Genomic DNA, 16,621 nt, shown 5'->3' with positions numbered 1-16,621 from the left:
ACCGGGTCGACCCGGGTCGTTCCGGGAAGGATGAACCGCCGATGCTGAACCGCTCGCTATGCCTCTGCCTCGTGCTCGCCGCGTCCGACCCGGCGCAGGCCCAGGGCCCCGCCGAGAAGATCCGGCCGATCCCCCCGCCGGGCGTCGTCGTCCCCGAGGCCGATCGAGCCGCGCTGCAAGCCAGGGTCGAGGCCCTGGGCCGGCGGATCGACGGCCTCCGCAAGGCGCCGCCGTTCCGGGCGCTACTGCCCGACGTCGAGGTCTTCGCCGTGGCCGTCGATACGGCGCTGCGGTACGGCGAGTTCTTCGACCTCAAGGAGGTGGCGGCGGCCCGGTCGCTGCTGGAGGAGGGCGAGAAGCGGGCGGAGGCCCTGGGCCGCGTCGAGCCCCCCTGGAATGCGGCGACGGGCCCGATCGTCCGCGGATACGTCTCGAAGATCGACGGCTCGATCCAGCCCTACGGGCTCGTCGTGCCGAAGTCCTACCGGCCGGATTCCCCCCATCGGTTCCGGCTCGACGTCTGGTGCCACGGCCGCGGCGAGACCCTCGGCGAGGTGAGCTTCCTGCGGCAGAGGATGACCTCGGTCGGCGAGTTCGCGCCGGCCGACGCCTTCGTGCTCCATCCCTACGGCCGGTTCTGCAACGCCAACAAGTTCGCCGGCGAGGTCGACCTGTTCGAGGCGCTCGACGACGTCAGGTCGCACTATCCCATCGACGACGACCGGCTGATCATGCGGGGCTTCTCGATGGGGGGCGCCGCCGCCTGGCAATTCGCCACCCACTTCCCGGGCGTCTGGGCCGCGGCCGCCCCGGGCGCGGGGTTCGCAGAGTCGGCCGACTTCCTGGGCGTCTTCCGCGAGGGCGCGACGCCTCCGCCCTGGTACGAGCAGACGCTCTGGCGGCTCTACGACAGCACCGGCTACGCCGGCAACCTGTTCAACGTGCCGACCGTCGCCTACAGCGGCGAGAAGGACAAGCAGAAGCAGGCCGCCGACCTCATGGCCCGGGCGCTCCGCGAACTGGGTGGCCAGAGCCCACTCCAGAAGCTGGCCAACGGCATCTTGGCCCCGGAGCTGGCCGAGGACGGGAACATCGACCTGGTCCACGTCATCGGTGCCGGCGCGGGCCACAACTACACGCCCGAGGCCAGGGCCGAGATCAACCGCCGCCTCGACTCGATCGCCCGCAAGGGCCGCGACCCCGTCCCCGCGGAAGTCGACTTCACGACCTACACCCTGCGCTACAACACGTCGTCCTGGGTCCAGGTCGACGGCCTGGCGCGGCACTGGGAGCGGGCCCGCGTCAACGCGCAGCTCTGTTCCTTCTTCGACGGCTCCATGTCGATGATCGGCAACGACCGCCTCGGCCCCGACGTCTCGACCGAGAACGTCACGGCGCTGACGCTGACGGTCCCCCCGGGATACGCCCCCTTCGACCCCCGGAAGGCCTTCAAGGCCCAGATCGACGGCGACGTCGTCCTGGCCCCCAAGGCCGGCTCCGACCGGTCGTGGACCGCCCGATTCCGGAAGGTCGACGGCCACTGGATCCTCGCCGGCCCCGACGAGGGCGGGCTCGCCAAGCGTCACGGCCTCCAGGGGCCGATCGACGACGCCTTCTACGACGCCTTCCTGATGGTCCGTCCGACAGGGCCCGCCCTCAATGAGCCGGTCGACGCCTGGTCGAAGGCCGAGCTGGCCCTCGCCCTCGACCGCTGGCGGAAGCAGTTCCGCGGCCAGGCCCGGGTCAAGGACGACAAGGACGTCACCGAGGCCGACGTCGCCGACTGCAACCTCGTCCTCTGGGGCGACCCCGGCAGCAACGCCGTGCTCGCGAAGGTCCTCGACAGGCTCCCGGTGAAGTGGGACAAGGACCGCGTCGAGATCGCCGGCGCGACCCACGACGCGAAGACGCACGCGCCGATCCTGATCCATCCCAACCCGCTCAACCCCAGGCGCTACGTCGTGCTCAACAGCGGCTTCACGTACCGCGAGTTCGACGACCTGAACAACGCCCGACAGACCCCCAAGCTCCCCGACTTCGCCGTCGTCGACGTGGCCGTCCCGGCGACCCCCCGCGGCCACGGCAAGGTCGTCCAGGCGGGCTTCTTCGACGAGTCGTGGAAGCCCCGGGCCGAAGAGCCGCGGGGCCCGGCCCGCCCCTGAGCCCGGGGCCGAGCCGTCAGCGATCGGGTTCCGGAGGCAGGTCCTCGGCGGTCACGTTCTCGACATGGAGGTCGCCGAAGACGGCACGGTAGGTCCTTTGGCCCCACGGATGGTGCCAGAAGACGATCCTGTCCCGGTTCCCGAGCTTCACTTCATCGGGGGAGTAGCCGTGCCATCCGCCCGGAGGATTTCGCGCGAAAATGGAGCCATGGATCGCCGTGCCGAAAATCCACCGCACCAGGCGCCGGTCCTTCTCCCATGGTTCCGCTGGGAATCGTTCGGTCAGCTCCGAGGCGTCGAGTTTCGTCGGGAATCGGCCGCCGGACGCAGTGGCGGCGAAGCGGAGCAGGTCGACCAGGGCCTCTTCTTCCTTCGGCCCCGGCGCGTCGAGGTCGCGCAGGACGTAGCCTTCCGGCGGTTCGAGCCGGAAGAGGGCGTCGTCAATCGGCGGGTCGATGCGGAAGTCGGTCAGGGTGAACCGCGATTCGCCTTCCGGCGTCGGCAGGCTCGACTCGACGAGCAGGGGGGATTTGCGACCCGGGTCGATCCAGAAGGTCCACGGACGACCCTCGACATCGACGCGGTAGACTTCCGCCAGGACGTCGCCAAAAGGCCGCCGGCCGTCGGGCCGCTCCTCCTTCCCGGCCAGGGAGCGCAGGGCCGTCGAGATCGCCGAGGCCAGGCTCCGCCGGCTCCATTCCCCCTCTTCGAGCGGCAGCAAGTTCTGGTGGAAAGCGAATTTGCCCGCCACGTCGAGGATGAGGACCTCGCCGCGGTCGACGTCCGTGACGACGGCCAGCACCGGCGGCTCGCCGATCTCCGTCCGCGTCGGCCCGGTGTGCCTTTCGTAACTCCGGATCACTCCCAGGTCGCGAGACGAGCAACGATAGGAAAGCGTCCGGGCGTCCCGGAGCCGCTCCGCCGTCTCGCCGAACACGTTGGGGCCGGGCCGCTGGACGGTGATGGAGACGACCATCCGGACCCAGCGCGCCTGGCTCTTTTCCCCGGGAACGACGACGCGCAACGGCCCCTCGGTCCCGGCGATCGGCCGGCCGTAGCGACGATCCGCCAGCAGCACGACCCGGTCGGCGAAGGCCGGATCCAGCTCCGCCGTCGCGAAGACGGCCCGATGCCCGTCCGAGCCCTCGACCACGACCCAGGAGGCGGCCGTCCCGCCCGGCGGGAGCCCGGCGCGCTGGAGAATCTCGAAGAGGGGCACGCCCTCGTACTCGGCCTCGGCCCCGCCCTGATCCCTCGCCCGGACGGCCTTCCTGGGCATGCCGGCCAGCTCGGTCTCGGTCAGGCTCAGGGCCTTGTCGACCCTCCCCTGGACCCGGAGCGGCGCCGTCGGCGCGGCCGGTTCGTCGATGGCGCCCGCCGTCGCGTCGCGACTCGCCAGGGCCCCGATCAGAAGGAACAGACGACCCAGTCTCGATGCGCGCGTCGGCAACGTCGCGATCATGCGGGCGGCTCCGAACACGAGGCCCGTCCGGACGTGGAGGAGGGCGTCGTCCGCCCCTGAGCCAGGCTAACCGCCCCACCTCGCCGGGACAACGACGAGGTGCGGCGACCCTCCCGGATCCGGGCTCAGGCCAGGATCTCGGCCGCCCCCTTCGAGGCCTCGCCGTTCGCGTCGGCGGGCGACGGCTCGGGGACCTCGAAATCCGCCTCGTGCGCCGCGGCCTCGGGCGAGGAGCGGTGGCGGAGGAAGTGCTCCTGGACGGCGGCCATGCAGACCTCGCCCTCGGGGACCTGCTCGGCGAACAGCTCGGCCAGGTCTTCGAGGCGGTCGTCGGCCAGGCCGCAGCCGCGGTAAAACCAGAGGTAGAGCCGGCGCGCCTGGCTCCGCGTGGCGTCGCCCAGCGACACCCGCTTGTCGACCCGGCCGGGACGCACCAGCGCCGGGTCGAGCCGCTCGGGGTGGTTCGTCGTCAGGAACAGGATCCGGCCCTCGCGCGAGCTGACGCCGTCGAGCGCGTTGAGCAGGCCGCTGAGGGTCACCCCCGTCTGGTCGCCCGTCGTCCGCTCGGTCTTGAAGACGCAGTCCACGTCCTCGATGAGGAGGATCGTGGCCGGCGGCAGGGCGTCGACCATGGCGCGCAGCGAGTCGTCGGAGAGGACGCGGTTGCTCAGGCTCAGGACCGCGACCGACAGGTTCAGCTCGCCGGCCGCGGCCAGCACGAGCGTCGTCTTGCCGTTGCCCGGCGGCCCGTGCAGCAGGTAGCCCCGGCGGTACGGCACCCCGCGCTCGACGTACCACGTCCGTGACCGGGAGAACTCCCGGAGGTCGTCCAGCACGTCTTCGAGCACGCCGTCGCCCAGCACCAGCGAGGCCAGCGGCCGCCGCGGCTGCCACGAGGTGGCCTCCCACGACTCGTACCGGCTGGTGAGGATGCTCACCCCCGGCGACTTCGGGCAGGCCAGCGCGCGGGCCTCCTCCAGCATGTCCTCGATAAGCGTCCGCGAGCCCCCCAGCACCTGGAGCGTGAGCGTCTCCTGGAACGTCCGGGCGTTGCCGGCCTGGAGGTCGCGACGGCTGCGGTTCAGGATCACCAGCCGGTTCTGGTAGACCATCCAGTGCGTGCCGGGCGCCGGCGAGAGCAGGAACTTCACCCGCGACGCCCCGCCCCGCGCGGCCGCCTCGTCGTCGTCGAACGACACGGCGCCCTCGGTCTCGGCGTCGGCCGGCACCCAGGTCGTCGCCAGGCTCAGGTCGCGGGCCCGGCCGGCGTACGGCTGCGAGGCCAGCCAGACCTGGAGCCAGCGGAACGCCGGGTCGCGGTCGGGCACCTCGACGGCGATCGCGAACCGGCGCTCCACGAACGTCCAGATCCGCCCCGGCGCGTTCCGGAGCATCGCCGCCGCCGCCCCGACCACCATCAGCCAGATGCCGCCCGAGAAGAACGGGTTCTGATTCAACGTCTCGAACATGTCCCCCGCGTCCTCCCGGTTGACGACTCGCGATCCCCCGACCCGCCCCGCACCACCGATCAGTCACCGGGAATTGTACTCAGGTTCACGCGATTTCAATCCCGGACGTCGGCGCCTCGTGGTAACCTGCGCGAGATTCGGAGGCGTCTCGCGCCCGCCGCCATTCTGAGAGGTCTCGACCATGACCTGCTGCCTCCGCCTGCTGGCGTTCGCGGTCTTCGCAGCAGGGATCGTCGCTCCGACGGAAGCGCAGGAGTCCATCTGGGGCCCTCCCCTCCCCCGCCGTCCGTTCGACGTCGAGCCCTTCCGGCCGATCCTCCCGCCGAGATGGGTCCAGGAGACGATCGGCGTCGGCTATACGCTCTCTGGCATGGACGCCCAGGGCCGCGCCGAGGCCGCCGGGCACGGGGTGACGATCAGCGAGGTGGGATTCGTCGACCCCTTCTACGCCTATTACGACAGCAAGCTGCTCAGGCGGCGGAGCCCCCACGTCCCGCTCGGCCGGCTCGAGAAGGACCTCGCCGAGTACGAGCGGCTGGGCGTACGCGTCCTGGCCGTCTACCCGCCTTGCCTCCAGGCCGAGGCGTACGAGGCCCATCCCGAGTGGCGGCGGATCGATCGCAACACGACCGAGATTCCGTCGGTCGACATGAAGGCCCACCCGTACGGGGGGATGCTCTGCCTGCTGGGCCCCTACGGCGACTTCTTCATCGAGGTTTTGGCCGAGATCCTCACGATGTACCCGGCGGTCGACGCCTTCAGCTTCGACGGGCTGCATTACGGCGGCGTCTGCTACTGCAAGCCCTGCCGCGACGCCCACCGCCGCGACGCCGGGGCCGAGATCCCCGACGTGAACATGGACGACCCGGCCTTCCGCCGCTACCAGCACTGGGCCGACCGCCGGATGGAGGACCTCGTCCGCCGCATGCAGACCCGGCTGAAGGCGATCAAGCCCGACGCGGCGCTCGTCACCTGGACGACCAACGCGGGCCGCTGGGGACACTTCCTGAGCATCCCCCGGAACATGCCCTCGCGGATGAACCTGCTGCTCGACGCCCCCGACCAGGAACTCTGGCTCGACGAGACCAACCGCGGCGCGACGCTCGCCCCGGCGCTGGCCTGCGCCTATATCTGGGCGACCACCAACCACCGCGTCGCCTTCAGCGAGCCGTACCTGATGAGCCACGGCAACCCCTACGGCAAGGACTCGTTCCCGCCCCACGAGATCCTCCGCCGGATGATGCTCGCGCTGACCTACGGCGTCGCCCCCAGCATCGCCGTCTCGCAGCCGAGGCCGCTCCAGCAGGGCGTGTACGACGCCCTCGACGAGGTCCGGAAGCGCAAGCCGTGGCTCACTCTCAAGTCGCCCGAGCCCTGGGCGGCGATCCTCTTGAGCGACGACACCCGAACACTCTACGGCCGCTCGCCGGGCCTGGTCGAGGAACGGTACTTGGCCGGCGTCCTGGGCGCCTTCCGCGCCGCGGTCGAATCCCATCGGCCGTTCGCGGTCGTCAACGACTGGAACCTGAACCCGGCCGACCTGGCCAAGTACAAGGTGCTGATCCTCCCCAACGCCGCCTGCCTCGACGACGCGCAGGCCGCGGCGATCGAGGGCTTCGTCCGCGCCGGCGGCGGGCTCGTCGCCAGCCTCGACGCCTCGCTGTTCGACGAGCACGGCGGCCCCCGCGACCGCTTCGCGCTGGCGGACGTCCTCGGCGTCGAGCACCGCGGGGTCGTCGATCCCCCGGGCGGGCCTTCGCAACCCCTCGACGTCAATTTCGCCAGGGCCGTCGGCCCCGACTACTGGGAGAAGCGCAAGGGCGTTTTCGACTTCCGGCCGGCCCCCGGCTCGTTCCTGGACGTCCCGGCGATGCGTCGGCTCCTCGGCGATGGCCCCGTGACTTATAAGGGAACGGCCGTGAAGGTCGAGGTGAAGGACCCGACCGCGCAGGTCGCCGGCCTGCTGCGGCCGAAGGACGCCCCGAACGCCCCCGAGACGCCGGCGGTCGTCGCCCGGAGCCACGGCAAGGGGCGGGTCGTTTACCTCGCGGCCGGCTTCGACGCGGCGTATTATCTGTACCCTTATCCATACCAGCGGCTCGTGCTGACGCAGGCGATCGACCACGTCGCCGCCGAGCCGCCTCCGGTGGCCGTCGAGGCCCCGATGTGCGTCCACGCGACCGTCATGCGGCAGTCGCAGGACGGCGCCGAACGCCTGATCGTCCACCTCTTCAACGACCTGGACACGACCGCCCGCCACGCCCGGCCCGACGACGACGTCCCCCTCCGCGAGGAGGTCGTCCCCATCCACGACCTCCGCATCACCTTCGCCCCTCGCCACCGGATCGCCCGCATCCATGAGGAACCCGCCGGCGCCGACCTCCCTTGCAGCCCCACCCCCGGGGGGACGACCGTCACCGTGCCCCGCCTCGACGTCCACACCATGATCGTCGCCGAGCTCGCCCCCTGACCTGCCGCAATCCGCTCCAGGCGAACTCCGGCCCGACCGCCGATCGCGGCGGCTTCGATATGGGTCCGTTCGCAAAACCGCCCTGCATCGTTTCGCACCCCAAATCGAATCGAGCCAACCTCTTGCGTCTGAACTCGGATTGGCTTCGATCGTCGATTCGCGTGCAAGATTTTCATCCATCGAAGGTTCGCGTCATCCTCTCCGAAACCGCCGCGGCGCAACATCCCCGAATAGACAATGCCGCGCAATGGCGAGATGAGAACAGCGCCGCCGGAAACCGCCCGTGGATTCTGAATTCTCCGACGCGAGCCGCCACCGCGCGAACCGGCCGAATCCGACATGATGCATGAACCTCTGTTATCACTTACGGATTCTTACATAATTTTTGTTGAAGGCGTGTGAAGGTCGTGTTACAGACTGATGCCATCCTGCTCCGACGGCCTGATCGAGCCGTCGGGGCGGATCGGGCGGCCCCCCCTCTCCTCTCGGGCCGCCCTCCTCGACCGCCCTCTCAACGACACAGTGAGACACCTCATGACGACGTCGAAGAACGCGGCGATGCGCTGGCGCTCCGGATGGCTCCTCGCCCTGCTCCTGGCGCAGGGGGGTTGCGACACCGAGAACGCGACGATCAGCAAACCTCCCGAGGCCGGCAAGACCGACCTCAGCCGGCCCTTCGGCGGCCCCGCGCCCGAGGCCAAGAAGCGTAAATCGGCCGTCCAGGGCCCGGAAATCTTCGTCCCGAAGAACCCGAAGCTCCAGAACTGACCGCGAACCGGTCGCGGCCGACCACCCTCCCTCGCCCCGCGACGGCCCCGCGCCGCCGCCTCCTCGTCCTTCAGCCATCCCGACCCGGCCGTTCGCGTCCCCCTCGAAGCGAAACGGGTCCCCGCGCGCCTGCGTCGACTCCCGGCATCAGACCGCCCGGACGGAGCGGTCCCGGCCACTCCATTCCCCAAAGGTGACGACCATGCCAACACCCATCGAAAGATGCGATCGTCGAAACGCCTTCACGTTGATCGAGTTGCTGGTGGTGATCGCGATCATCGCGGTTTTGATCGCGTTGCTGCTCCCCGCGGTCCAGTCGGCGCGCGAGGCGGCGCGTCGTGCGCAATGCACGAACAACCTCAAGCAGTTGGGGCTGTCGATGCACAACTACCTGGACGGCAACAATTGCTTCCCGATGGGCGGCTTCTTCGGGACGAGCGCCCGCTACGGCTTCACGCGGACGTACAGCTTCTACCTCGGGATCCTTCCCTTCCTCGAACAGGGCTCGATGGCGAACTCGTACAACTACTCCTGGACGACGTTCGACACCGAGAACACCACGACGTCGGGTTACGGGGTCTCGGCCATGTGGTGCCCCAGCGACGCCGACATCTCGCGGACGCGGCCGGGTTGGGGCTTCCTCCCCGACCCGTACAACTTCGCCTACACGTCGTACGGCGGCTGCCTGGGGTATTTCCCCTCCTATCCGCGCGAATATTCCTATCCCAAGGGCTCGCCCGAGTGGACCGCGATCATGGCCCAGACCAACGGCATGATCTTCTTCAACAGCGCGGTCAGCTTGGCCCAGGTGACCGACGGCACGAGCAACACCATGGTGCTGGGCGAGCGCACCCACGAGTACCTGTCGCCCGGCGACAAGGACGGCTACTACTGGTGGATCTCGGGACAGATCAGCGACACGCTCTCCTCGACGTTCTGGCCCCTCAACCCGCAGCGGCGGCTGAAGAACATCGGCGGACCCGCCGGCTTCGTGGCCATCTGGATGGCCTACGTCACCGGCTACAGCAGCTCGCACCCCGGCGGGGCCAACTTCGCCTTCGCCGACGGCTCGGTGCATTTCGTCAAGGACTCGATCGACCAGTGGAAGATCGACGAGACCACCGGCCTGCCCCTGGGCATCACCCAGCCGGGCGTCACGTTCCAGCTCCCGCAAGGGATCAAGCTGGGCGTCTACCAGGCTCTCTCCTCGCGCAACCTCGGCGAGGTCATCAGCGCCGATAGTTGGTGAGGCCCCCAGCCTCGCGGCGGCGGGGGTGCGATCGCCCCGGCCGCCGCGAGACGTTTCTCCTGGCGAGGTTCGACGCTCAAGCCATCGTCCGGCACTTCGTTAGTGGCCTCTTGTCCACCGTCCGTCGGGCCCGAACAATGGGCCGATGGCCACTTCGACCGAGCGCAAGATCAGGGCCCTGGCCGCCGTGAAGTCCCCCGCCTGCGTGGGGATCGACCTGGCGGGCGTGGAGCATCGGGAGACCGGCGTCGCGTTGCTCCGCGACGGACGGCTCGAACTGCTGACCTCGGCCTGGACCGATGAGGAAATCCTCCGCCTGGCGGCGCTCGCCGGCCGGCGCGGGACGGTCGCGGTCAACGCCCCTTTGACCCGCCCGATGGGCCGGTGCTGCCTGGACGACGACTGCCCCTGCCGGCAGGATCCAGGCACGCGGAGCCGGCAGCTCGAGCGCGAGTTGGCCCGGATGCGGGTGCCGACGCTGGCCACGGCCCTTATCAAGGTGCTCGCTCGCCGCGGCGAGCGCATCGCCGCCGCGCTCCGACGATCCGGCCGCGAGCCCCTGGAGGTCTATCCGTTCGCCACGCTCAAGTTGCTCGGCCTGCCCTGGCGTGGGAAGCGAACTCCCGAAGGACGACGGGCCATCCATCAGGGATTGCGGCCGCTCGTCCCCGGGCTGAGACGGCCCGGCGCGTCCGAACACCAGCTCGACGCCGTGGTGTGCGCCCTGACCGCCCACCTTCATCGCAAGCGCCTCACCCGGACTGTCGGCCTGGCCGAGGAGGGTCTCATGGTGATCCCGGACATCGAGATCTTCGCCCTCGAATACGAGCGCGATCCCTCGGGCCGCGGCCTTCGCGCCGTGTGGAAGAGGCGGCGTCGCCGACGCGAATAATTCCAACAGTTGGCATTTACGAACGCCACGAGACGGCAATCCCTGAGCTTGGATAGGAATCGAATCGGCGGGACCTGCACGTTCCGAGATTCCATGCAGTGTCGTGAGTCTCGCTTCACCCGCCTACGAGAGCCACGCCATCCGCAGGCCCCAGCCCATCACGCCGTAGTTTGATGAAGCGACGCGATGAAGTCGCGCCTTCGCTCGTCGTTGCATTCGACGATATCGAACTGCGGTGCAATAATCCTAATCACTCTTGCCCCCGGCCCCCGGCAGGCGGAGCGTCGTGTAGACGAGCGGCGGACCGACCGGAAGGATGTCGGTTGCCAAGCCAGCCGGACGCCAGAGGGGAGCCAGCCCCCGACGACAGCCTCGCATCCGACGGCCTCGCCGTGCCAATGGCTCCTCCGCCTCAGCGACTCGTTCGGCGGCGCGACGTCGAGCGATCACTTCAGTCTGCGCACCATCGAGGTCGGCGCGATTGGTAAGGGATCCAATCGGTGCGCAGGATCGCCTGCCCTGGGCGAAGGGGACTTGATGGACTTCGCGGATCTTACGAAAGGGACGGGGGAGGTGCGCGCGCGGAAACACGCCGCACCCGGGGGGGTGCGGCGTGTTTCGGTGTGGGATCCCGGCGATGACCGACTTTCGCGCGATTGCACTATCATGGGCCCGGCGGGCTTAACGGCCGTGTTCGGGATGGGAACGGGTGTGGCCCCGCCGGTATGGTCGCCGGGAATTCGGCCGCCGGGGGGGTTCAACCCCGGCGGCCGCGATTCCTCGGTGGGTCGGTCGATACGTCTTGTCGCATACCCCACTCACCGTCCACGATTTCCGTTGGATCGGGAGATATCTGGCGAGGCCTTCTGGGAGCGGAGCAGGCTCGGGACCGTCTCGATCTGCGCCCGCCCTCGCGGGGGGGCCGGATCGGGGTGGTCAAGCCGCTCGGCTGTTAGGACCGGTCGGCTGAGGCGGTCGCCCGCCTTGCACTCCCGGCCTATCGACCTGGTCGTCTTCCAGGAGCCTATGCGGGATGAATCCCGCTGGAGACCTCATCTCGGGGGGGGCTTCGCGCTTAGATGCCTTCAGCGCTTATCCCGTCCCGACCTGGCTACCCGGCGATGCCCCGAGCGGGACAGCCGGCACACCAGAGGTCGGTCCTCCCCAATCCTCTCGTACTAGGGGAGAAGCCCCTCAAGTCTCCTACGCCCACGGCAGATAGGGACCGACCTGTCTCACGACGGTCTGAACCCAGCTCGCGTACCGCTTTCATTGGCGAACAGCCAAACCCTTGGGACCTTCTCCAGCCCCAGGATGCGATGAGCCGACATCGAGGTGCCAAACCTCCCCGCCGCTAGGGACGCTCGGGGGAGATCAGCCTGTTATCCCCGGAGTACCTTTTATCTGTTGAGCGACGGCCTTTCCATCCAGCACCGCCGGATCACTAACGCCGACTTTCGTCCCTGCTCGACCCATGGGTCTCGCAGTCAGGCGCCCTTATACGTTTGCGCTCGCGTTGCCCGATTGCCGACCGGGCCGAGGGCACCATGGCGCTCCTCCGTTACTCTTTGGGAGGAGACCGCCCCAGTCAAACTGCCCGATGAGCACGGTCCCGACGCGGGCTTCGCGCCGGTGAGGGCCAACGATCGTTCAGGGTGGTATTTCACCGATGGCTCGCCGACGGCTGGCGCCGCCGGGTCGAAGCCTCCCACCTATCCTACACAGAGCGAGCATTGGACCAGTGCCAACCTGCAGTAAAGGTTCACGGGGTCTTTCCGTCTAACCGCGGGTACGTGGCATCTTCACCACGACTACAGTTTCACCGGGTCCCTCGTGGAGACAGCGCACCAGTCGTTACGCCATTCATGCAGGTCGGAACTTACCCGACAAGGAATTTCGCTACCTTAGGACCGTCATAGTTACGGCCGCCGTTTATCGGGGCTTCGGTCGCCGGCTTCGCTTGCGCTGACTGGCTTCCTCAACCTACCGACACCGAGCAGGCGTCAGACTCTATACGTCTTCTTGCGAATTGGCAGAGTCCTGTGTTTTTGATAAACAGTCGCTAGTGCCGATTCTCTGCGGCTCCCCCGTCGCCGAGGGAGCGCCCCTTGTACCGAGGGTACGGGGCCATTTTGCCGAGTTCCTTCACGAGGGTTCTCCCGAACGCCTTCGGATGCTCACCTGGCACACCTGTGTCGGATTGCGGTACGGGCCGGCGGATCGTCCGAGGGGGGCTTTTCGCGGCCGGATTCTCTTGGGCTTCCAGATCGAATGCTGTCGGCCTTGCGGCACGGGGGCGTCTATCACCCCGACCCAAAAATCCTCCGGCGTCCTCCCCTCATCAACCTCCCCGCCGGGTGACGGAATATTAACCGTCTGCCCATCGACTACGCCCTTGGGCCTCGTCTTAGGACCCGACTGACCCTGGGCGGATTGACCTTCCCCAGGAAACCTTGTGCTTTCGGCGGACGGGCTTCCCACCCGTCTTGTCGTTACTCGTTCCGGCATGCGCACTCGGGACCGCTCCACCGCTCGTTACCCGTGCGGCTTCGATGCAGTCTCGACGCTCTCCTACCATTCTTGCGAATCCGCGACTGCGGCACGACGCTTAGTCCCCGTCATTTTCGGCGCGGGATGGCTCGACCGGTAAGCTGTTACGCACTTTTGAAATGGTGGCTGCTTCTAAGCCAACATCCCGGCTGTCACGGCGATCCCACTTCCTTTATCACTCAGCGTCGCTTTGGGGGCCTTGGTCGGCGGTCTGGGTTGTTTCCCTCTCGAGCGTGAAGCTTATCCCCCACGCTCTGACTCCCGGGGTCCGGCGCGCGGTATTCGGAGTTGGGTTCCGAAGGGTAGCCGGGGAGGCCCCCTGTCGGATTCCGTCGCTCTACCCCCGCGCGTTATGTCCCGAGGCTGGCCCTAAAGCCATTTCGGAGAGAACGAGCTATCTCCAGGTTTGATTAGACTTTCACTCCTCCCCACGGGTCGTCCCCCAGTTTTTCAACACTGGTGGGTTCGGTCCTCCACGGCCGGTTAGGGCCGCTTCAACCTGCCCATGGGTAGTTCACCTGGTTTCGCGTCTATCGCGCCCGACTGAGTCGCCCTGTTCAGACTCGGTTTCCCTGCGGCTCCCCCCCTGAAGGGGTTAACCTGGCCGGACACGATAACTCGCCGGATCATTATGCAAAAGGCACGCGGTCAGGCCGGCTTGCGCCAGAGCCCTCCCACCGCTTGTAGGCGCGGGGTTTCAGGTTCAGTGTCCTCCCCTCGTCGGGGTTCTTCCCACCGTTCGGTCGCCCTACTGGGTTCGCTATCGGTCGTCGTCGAGTACTTAGCCTTGCGGGATGGTCCCCGCGAATTCAGGCCGGGTTTCCCGTGCCCGACCCTACTTGGGCGACCGGATGAGGAACTTCCGCTGCACCTACGGGGCTGTCACCCGCTGCGGCGCGATTTTCCAAGCGGCTTCGGTTCGCTTCGGTTCCTCGTGATTCCGGGCCCGCGACCCCGGACGGTGACCCGTCCGGTTTGGGCTGATCCCCTTTCGCTCGCCGCTACTCAGGGAGTCTCGGTTGATTTCCTTTCCTCCGGGTACTGAGATGTTTCAGTTCCCCGGGTGTTCCTCGGGTATTCCGGGATCGAAGCTCGTGATGCAGCTCCCCCGGACTTATCGCAGCCTTCCACGCCCGATTCGCTGACGACGCCTAGGCATCCCCCCCGCGCCCTTAGGGGCTTGACCACGCCGATCGGGCCCCCGCGCCCTGGGAAGGACGCGGGCCTGCATCGGAGGGTCCCGCCGCTCTGCTTCGCTCTGCGATTCCTCGCCTAGCCGGACCCGTGGTTCGATCCCGCCGTCTCGCGACGCGGGGACCGGCACTGGGCCCAATCTTCCAGATCCAAAGGGTTCGTGTTGGTATTCGTCGCCGCATCGGCCGGAGCCTTTGCGGCGTGAAACTGTGTGTGGAGTATGCCACTCGCCTCTTCCGTCGTGGCCCGCCGCGATCCGTCCGAGGACGCATCATGACCGGGCCCCTCCGTCGAGGCTCGTGTCGAATCCCGACCCGTTCCAGAATCGCCTCGATCCCGAAGGATTTCGACGACCCCGACCGTGTCGGATTCGTGTATCGACCAACCACCGAATTGTCAAAGATCCGCGGCCCCGAGGGGCCGGACCCGGCGCCTGGCCGGGGGGCGAGGCCGTCTCAAATGGACGGCCCCGCCCCGCGCCCAGGGTGCGCGAGAGGCGAGGAGGCGGAGACGCCGCCCCGCCCGGGTTCGATCCCGGGCGGGGGGCGTCGCGTCTCGGTCGATCGTGGCCCGGCCCGCCGCGCGGGGCGGCGGGGACGGGGAGGCCGGGGGTCCGGCCGCGGCCGAAGGTGGCTACCTTAGCCGCGGCGGGCCCCGGATGCAAGCGGGAGGTGCGTTTCTTCTTCAAACCCTCGGGGGGAGCAGGCGTACGGGCGTCTCCTCGGGATCCGAGGCGGCGCCGACGAGCCGTGGGTCGCCCATGGTGAAGGCCTGGCGGCAATCCCCATGTGACGGCGTCCCCGGCTTGGTTTTCTAAGTATCCTTAGAAAGGAGGTGATCCAACCGCAGGTTCCCCTACGGTTACCTTGTTACGACTTAGTCCCCATCACGGGTTTCATCTTCGGCGCCTGCCTTTCGGCTCCGACGACTTCGGATGCCCCCCGCTTTGGTGGCTTGACGGGCGGTGTGTACAAGGCTCAGGAACACATTCACCGCGGCGATGCTGATCCGCGATTACTAGCGATTCCAGCTTCATGCGGGCGGGTTGCAGCCCGCAATCCGAACTGAGGGGCGGTTTTTGCGATTAGCTCGGCCTCGCGGCCTGGCGACGCTCTGTCCGCCCCATTGTAGCACGTGTGCAGCCCTGGGCATAAGGGCCATGATGACTTGACGTCGTCCCCGCCTTCCTCCGGCTTGACGCCGGCGGTCTGATCAGAGTCCCCGCCATGACGCGCTGGCAACTGATCACAGGGGTTTCGCTCGTTACGGGACTTAACCCAACACCTCACGGCACGAGCTGACGACAGCCATGCAGCACCTGCACGAGTTCCACCTTGCGGCGTCACCGACGTTTCCGCCGGCTAATCCTCGCATGTCAAGCCCAGGATAAGGTTTTTCGCGTAGCCTCGAATTAAGCCACATGCTCCACCGCTTGTGTGAGCCCCCGTCAATTCCTTTGAGTTTCAGCCTTGCGACCATACTCCCCAGGCGGAGCACTTCACGGTTTCCCTGCGGCAGGGAGCCCATCGGCGAGCCCCCTACCCAGTGCTCATCGTTTACGGCTAGGACTACCGGGGTATCTAATCCCGTTCGCTCCCCTAGCTTTCGCGTCTCAGCGTCAGCAGACGTCCAGGGACTCGCTTTCGCCACGGGCGTTCCTTCCGATCTCAACGCATTTCACCGCTCCACCGGAAGTTCCAGTCCCCCCTACGTCCCTCCAGGCCGGTCGTTTCGGGCCGCGTTCCCCGGTTGAGCCGGGGGATTTCAGGCGCCGACGCACCGACCCGCCTACACGCGCTTTAAGCCCAGTGATTCCGAATAACGTTCGCACGGTTCGTCTTACCGCGGCTGCTGGCACGAACTTAGCCCGTGCTTCCTCCAGGGATCGATCAAGCCCCTCGCGGGACCTTTCTCCCCCTCGACAGGAGTTTACAACCCGAAGGCCTTCGTCCTCCACGCGGCGTCGCTCGGTCAGGCTTGCGCCCATTGCCGAAGATTCTCGACTGCAGCCTCCCGTAGGAGTCTGGGCAGTGTCTCAGTCCCAGTGTGCCGGGCCGCGCTCGCACGCCCGGTAGGCATCGAAGGCTTGGTGGGCCGCTACCCCGCCAACGACCTAATACCACGACGGCCCGTCCCGAGGCGGACGGATCCATTTGGCGAAGCGTCGATGCCGACGCCCTCGCATCGCTGGGGATTACCCGCAGTTTCCCGCGGCTATACCCATCCTCGGGGTTGGTTGCCGTCGCCTTACTCACCCTTGCGCCACTGGCCCATTGCTGGGCCCGTTCGACTTGCATGCCTAATCCACGCCGCCAACGTTCATTCTGAGCCAGGATCAAACCCTTCACAATGGTCCTCGGGCCGGTAGCTCCTCCGAAGAGGCCTTCCCGTCCTCCGGTCCCCAT

General features: G+C 67.8%; 7 protein-coding genes and 3 rRNA genes. 5 read left to right on the top strand and 5 right to left on the bottom strand.

Annotated features, from left to right (window positions below; translation table 11 throughout):
• Positions 1-41 precede the first annotated feature (41 nt).
• Positions 42-2,162, top strand: a complete 2,121-nt coding sequence (locus tag PZE19_RS00540) for a prolyl oligopeptidase family serine peptidase (protein WP_277858625.1) — start codon at positions 42-44, stop codon at positions 2,160-2,162.
• Between the two features lie 16 nt (positions 2,163-2,178).
• On the opposite strand, the gene PZE19_RS00535 is transcribed toward PZE19_RS00540, so the two are convergent.
• Both PZE19_RS00535 and PZE19_RS00530 read right to left on the bottom strand, forming a co-directional pair.
• A complete protein-coding gene (locus PZE19_RS00535; protein ID WP_277858624.1) occupies positions 2,179-3,624 on the bottom strand; it encodes a molybdopterin-dependent oxidoreductase in 1,446 nt (481 codons plus the stop codon).
• A gap of 125 nt (positions 3,625-3,749) precedes the next feature.
• Positions 3,750-5,093 (bottom strand): AAA family ATPase, encoded by a 1,344-nt coding sequence (locus tag PZE19_RS00530; protein WP_277858623.1) that lies wholly within the window; start codon positions 5,091-5,093, stop codon positions 3,750-3,752.
• Positions 5,094-5,274: 181 nt separating this feature from the next.
• On the opposite strand from PZE19_RS00530, the gene PZE19_RS00525 reads away from it, so the two are divergent.
• From PZE19_RS00525 to PZE19_RS00510, 4 genes are all read left to right on the top strand, one after another.
• Complete coding sequence (locus PZE19_RS00525) at positions 5,275-7,563, top strand: type 1 glutamine amidotransferase family protein (RefSeq protein WP_277858622.1); 2,289 nt, start codon at positions 5,275-5,277, stop codon at positions 7,561-7,563.
• Between the two features lie 534 nt (positions 7,564-8,097).
• Positions 8,098-8,331, top strand: coding sequence for a hypothetical protein (locus PZE19_RS00520; RefSeq protein WP_277858621.1), 234 nt, complete (start codon positions 8,098-8,100; stop codon positions 8,329-8,331).
• A 202-nt stretch (positions 8,332-8,533) separates the two neighbouring features.
• On the top strand, positions 8,534-9,580 hold the full coding sequence (locus PZE19_RS00515) for a DUF1559 family PulG-like putative transporter (RefSeq protein ID WP_277858620.1): 1,047 nt from the start codon (positions 8,534-8,536) through the stop codon (positions 9,578-9,580).
• Between the two features lie 145 nt (positions 9,581-9,725).
• Positions 9,726-10,472, top strand: coding sequence for a DUF429 domain-containing protein (locus PZE19_RS00510; RefSeq protein ID WP_277858619.1), 747 nt, complete (start codon positions 9,726-9,728; stop codon positions 10,470-10,472).
• A 629-nt stretch (positions 10,473-11,101) separates the two neighbouring features.
• On the opposite strand, the gene rrf is transcribed toward PZE19_RS00510, so the two are convergent.
• The 3 genes from rrf to PZE19_RS00495 all read right to left on the bottom strand — a co-directional run bounded on the left by rrf (position 11,102) and on the right by PZE19_RS00495 (position 16,567).
• Positions 11,102-11,209, bottom strand: a 5S ribosomal RNA gene (rrf, locus tag PZE19_RS00505).
• Between the two features lie 195 nt (positions 11,210-11,404).
• A 23S ribosomal RNA gene (locus PZE19_RS00500) occupies positions 11,405-14,208 on the bottom strand.
• Between the two features lie 835 nt (positions 14,209-15,043).
• Positions 15,044-16,567: ribosomal RNA gene (locus tag PZE19_RS00495) — 16S ribosomal RNA — on the bottom strand.
• The 16S, 23S and 5S rRNA genes sit together here, the layout of an rRNA operon.
• Positions 16,568-16,621 lie beyond the last annotated feature (54 nt).

Source organism: Paludisphaera mucosa, assembly GCF_029589435.1.
GTDB classification, from domain to species: Bacteria; Planctomycetota; Planctomycetia; order Isosphaerales; family Isosphaeraceae; genus Paludisphaera; species Paludisphaera mucosa.
The sequence above is the reverse complement of the archived record's forward strand: the minus strand, read 5'-3'. Positions and strand labels throughout refer to the sequence as shown.